5 protein-coding genes are annotated in these 3736 nt (G+C 47.0%); 4 read left to right on the top strand and 1 reads right to left on the bottom strand.

The window, feature by feature from the left end:
- From J1785_RS02605 to J1785_RS02590, 4 genes are all read left to right on the top strand, one after another.
- The coding region (locus J1785_RS02605) for a molybdopterin dinucleotide binding domain-containing protein (RefSeq protein WP_274388847.1) at positions 1-589 on the top strand (589 nt) is incomplete at its 5' end.
- Positions 590-1069: 480 nt separating this feature from the next.
- Positions 1070-1627, top strand: coding sequence for an OsmC family protein (locus J1785_RS02600; RefSeq protein ID WP_015697011.1), 558 nt, complete (start codon positions 1070-1072; stop codon positions 1625-1627).
- A gap of 183 nt (positions 1628-1810) precedes the next feature.
- Positions 1811-2380, top strand: a complete 570-nt coding sequence (locus tag J1785_RS02595) for a TetR/AcrR family transcriptional regulator (protein ID WP_024359925.1) — start codon at positions 1811-1813, stop codon at positions 2378-2380.
- 16 nt (positions 2381-2396) lie between these two features.
- Complete coding sequence (locus tag J1785_RS02590; protein WP_007374386.1) at positions 2397-2735, top strand: carboxymuconolactone decarboxylase family protein; 339 nt, start codon at positions 2397-2399, stop codon at positions 2733-2735.
- 131 nt (positions 2736-2866) lie between these two features.
- On the opposite strand, the gene J1785_RS02585 is transcribed toward J1785_RS02590, so the two are convergent.
- Entirely contained in the window at positions 2867-3604 is a 738-nt protein-coding gene (locus J1785_RS02585; RefSeq protein WP_238483038.1) for a LysR substrate-binding domain-containing protein, read from the bottom strand.
- Positions 3605-3736 lie beyond the last annotated feature (132 nt).

Raw genomic sequence — 3736 nt, 5'->3', positions numbered from 1 at the left:
GTTTTACTCACATGAGATAAGCCCTGTTGAAAAAACTCATTCTTATCGTGAAAAATTATTGGGCATGAGAGATATTTCAACGAATAATGCGTTTCCTATGTGGGACCCAGGAATAGAATGGCTGGGTTCTCCACTTTCTCGTCGTTACTCACTACATCTTATAAAAAGTATGCGGGGTAAAACATCATTGACTGGCCGTGCCTTTTTATGGATGCATCCGAATGATGCATTGCAAAGAGGGCTATTTGAAAGTGATATAGTAAGAATATGGAACGATCGTGGTGCATGTTTAGCTGAACTAAAACTATGTTCTCATCGGCGTCCTCAAACCGTGGAGTTTCTGCCTGCCGAAGAGTTTGAACCTATTGCAGCAGGCGTACCTGGTTCTCTCGATATTGCAGGGGTTATTCAAATACTTTTACATGATGATCCGGAAGGCTATATAGGATGGGATTGCCTTGTTGAAATAGAGGCATGGCGAAATGCTGCTCCCCCTCTCCGTAATACATCCGAGCCTCGTTTCGCCATTGAGAAACTGTCTCTGTCCTTAAATAATTCTAATAAAATCATAAAATCCAAAAAATCGTAAGGGTGGGTTATAAACAAGGGGCTCGCGTTGCGGCGCCTCAGTTAAAAATTCGACCTGACCTGATCAAAAATCCGGCCCCATTCAGAAACGAGAATCCGGCGTGATATTAACTTCCCTGAGCGGAGGTTTTGCCGATGAAAAAGTCACGATTTACTGAAGAGCAGATTATCTTTGCACTCAAGCGGGCAGGGATTTTCAGGCCCGCTACGATGCCAGTTAAAACAGGTCAGCTTGTGCGGTCTCAACTCGTTCCTGTACTGTTATGTTGCAGCAGACGACAACGCACTGTGAGATCACTGCATGCCGTCTCCACTATGGTTATCGTAACGTTTACGTCCCTGTTTGTAGCTCTATCTTAAGAAGTTGCCCCGCCATAGTGGTAGACAACATCTCAATCTTAAAGTAATCTACCATCTAGTAGGTTGATTGCGTTTAGCACCAGCCTTATCTTTGAGATCACTCGACACTTCAGGAGTTGTCATGACTAATTCAAAAAAACCTTTTGCTGACGCTAATGTTATTCGCGGTACACGAGAAGCTATTCGCCAGCAGCCAGAGCTGGGCAATCTCACCTTTAACATGAAGAGTAAATCCAACGGTGGGGTATCCGTCCGTGTGGAAACTCATGCGACTATTCAGAACGGCCAGGTTGATACCCGTCGCTCCGGAAAATTTGCTAATGTTGGCGATGAACCTGCTGATTTATCGGGTACTGATAGCGGTATGGGCCCGGCTGAGTACATTTTGCAGGCACTTGCCGGCTGTTATACCGCGACTCTGACTGTGATGGCGGCAGAAAAGGGCATTGAGCTTGATGGTATTGAACTTGACCTGAACTTCGACATTAATCTGAACGGTTTCCTGGGTCTTGACGAAAAAGTTCGCAACGGGGCGAAAGCGATCCGTGTTGGCGTTAAGCTCTCCAGTCCGACCGCCAGCCGTGAACAGCTTGATGAAATGGTTCGTGCACTGCCAGAAAGCTCGCCGATCCACGATACGTTGGCGAACCCGGTCAATATTGATACTCGGTTGGTGTAGGTAAAGCTCAGAGAGGGAAATGCCTGAACACTGTCATTTCCCTACTGCCTGATGGCTATTAACTCCGACCAAAACGCGTTATCAGAGAAGGTTAAATTACTGTTGTGAACTGATGTCCCCTTGCAGGGAACAACAGGCGCAGATAATATCTACCAACTAGTAGATTATAATTGTGAGGATTATATGTCAGTCATGACACGAGAAAGGCTTCTGAATGAAGCGGACCATCTGATGCGCGAACGGGGTTACTCTGCATTCAGCTATGCTGATTTGTCAAAGAGCATTGGTATCACTAAGGCCAGTATTCATCACCACTTCCCAACCAAAGACGTTTTGGGCGAACAAGTGGTGATTCAGGCCCATACCGATACCAAAAACCGATTTGAACAGATTGAAGCGACGGAGAATACGGTTGCGCAGATGCTTACCGCCTACGTAGAGCTTTTCATCGAAAGCTATCGCACGTCGCGTATGCCGCTGTGCTGTGCTTTGTCTTCGGAAATGGCCAATCTGCCACCGAATATCAGAGTACAGGCGACCGAATATTTCGATATGCAGATTGCCTGGTTGACCAAGATTGTCAGCCGTGGTGTTGATGCAGGGGAGCTGACTGCTGACCTGCTGCCATCAAAAATGGCTCTGCTTATTTTGAATTTATGCGAGGGCGCTAGCGTTGTTTCCCGGGCGATTAATAAGCCTGAGCTTTTCAACGATACGCTTGAACAGATCCTAATGATTGTTAAAAGAAAATAATTCTGGAGATGACCCCATGTTAGATTGGAATGAATACCGCTCAGAAGTGATGCAACGTGTTGGTGATCTGGGTAAGTTGACCCCGGAAACACTAAAAGGCGTCATGGCTTTGGGCAACGCCGGCAATAAGACCAACCTCCTGGGCGCGAAAGTGCGTGAACTGATTGCACTGGCTTGTGCGGTGACGACTCGCTGTGATGGTTGCATCGCCGTCCATGCCGAAGCTGCCGTTAAAGCTGGCGCCACAGAAGAAGAAATTGCTGAAGCCCTGGGTGTGGCAATCAATCTTAACGCAGGCGCTGCCGTGGTCTATTCCGCACGTACGCTGGATGCGATTAAGCAACTGAAAGCGTAATAGCTATCGCGTTGAAAATATAAAAGGGCATAACTGCCCTTTTTTCATTTCCGACCTACATTGTCATCATGCTCTTTGGCATTAGGCGTGATATGACTTACATATGCCCCATATCAGAATGAAAACAGACTTTATTCCTCGTTAAACACATTTCTTACCCATTCGGCTAAAGCCTGAACGCCTGGTCGGTTAAGGTTTTCTCGTGGCATAATGAGGTCATATCCTCGCCCGGCAGGTATTTCTATTTCAAAAGGGGCAACCAGGCGGCCCTCATCGAGATAATGCCGAATGAGCCGTTTTCTGCCCATGATGATACCGCCGCCATTGAGGGCCGCTTCAATCGACATCTGACAATTGTTGAAGCTCAAAAAATTATCTTCAACAGGCAGGTTTTTGCCAGACTCTCTGCACCATTCTCGCCACTCGGAAAAAACATTCTGGGAGTCAACGGATTCAGACGTATGAATGAATGGGACTTCAGCTAACCAATGGTTTGCTTGCCTGATTTTTTTTGCAAGAGATGGAATACAGACGGGAACCAGCGTCTCTTCAGATAACCGTTCGCAGTAGAGATCGGGGTATTTCAGATTACTGTAGTAGATAGCGACATCTACCCGTTCGAGATTAAAATCTACCAGACCGGCTCTCACTCTGAAATTGATATTCAGCCCCGGCCACCGTTCGGTAAATACCGGTAAGCGCGGCATCAGCCAGAGAAAAGCGAAGGTAGGTGGAAGGCCGACAGACAAGGTTCCTCTCAGCCCCTGCACGCGAATATCTTCTATTTCATCACTGATGCGTTTAAGTGAAAACGCGAGTACGCCAAGTAAACGCTCCCCTTCATCGGTCAACTGAAGCTTTCTGGTCATTCTAATATGACCCGCTCCCCGTATGTGATCCATTCATAATCAGGAATAACCGGCTTCATGTTGGTTGTGTATTCTGGCAACCGGCAGACTTCTCAGCAAATTCTGACGGGGTCATCCAGCCCAGCGCAGAAT

Source organism: Rahnella perminowiae (genome assembly GCF_019049755.1).
In the GTDB taxonomy this organism is placed as follows: Bacteria; Pseudomonadota; Gammaproteobacteria; order Enterobacterales; family Enterobacteriaceae; genus Rahnella; species Rahnella perminowiae.
The sequence above is the reverse complement of the archived record's forward strand: the minus strand, read 5'-3'. Positions and strand labels throughout refer to the sequence as shown.

Coding starts and splice junctions, on each gene's coding strand:
- J1785_RS02600 (WP_015697011.1), top strand. CDS start 1,070: ATGACTAATTCAAAAAAACCTTTTGCTGACGCTAATGTTATTCGCGGT.
- J1785_RS02595 (WP_024359925.1), top strand. CDS start 1,811: ATGTCAGTCATGACACGAGAAAGGCTTCTGAATGAAGCGGACCATCTG.
- J1785_RS02590 (WP_007374386.1), top strand. CDS start 2,397: ATGTTAGATTGGAATGAATACCGCTCAGAAGTGATGCAACGTGTTGGT.
- J1785_RS02585 (WP_238483038.1), bottom strand. CDS start 3,604: ATGACCAGAAAGCTTCAGTTGACCGATGAAGGGGAGCGTTTACTTGGC.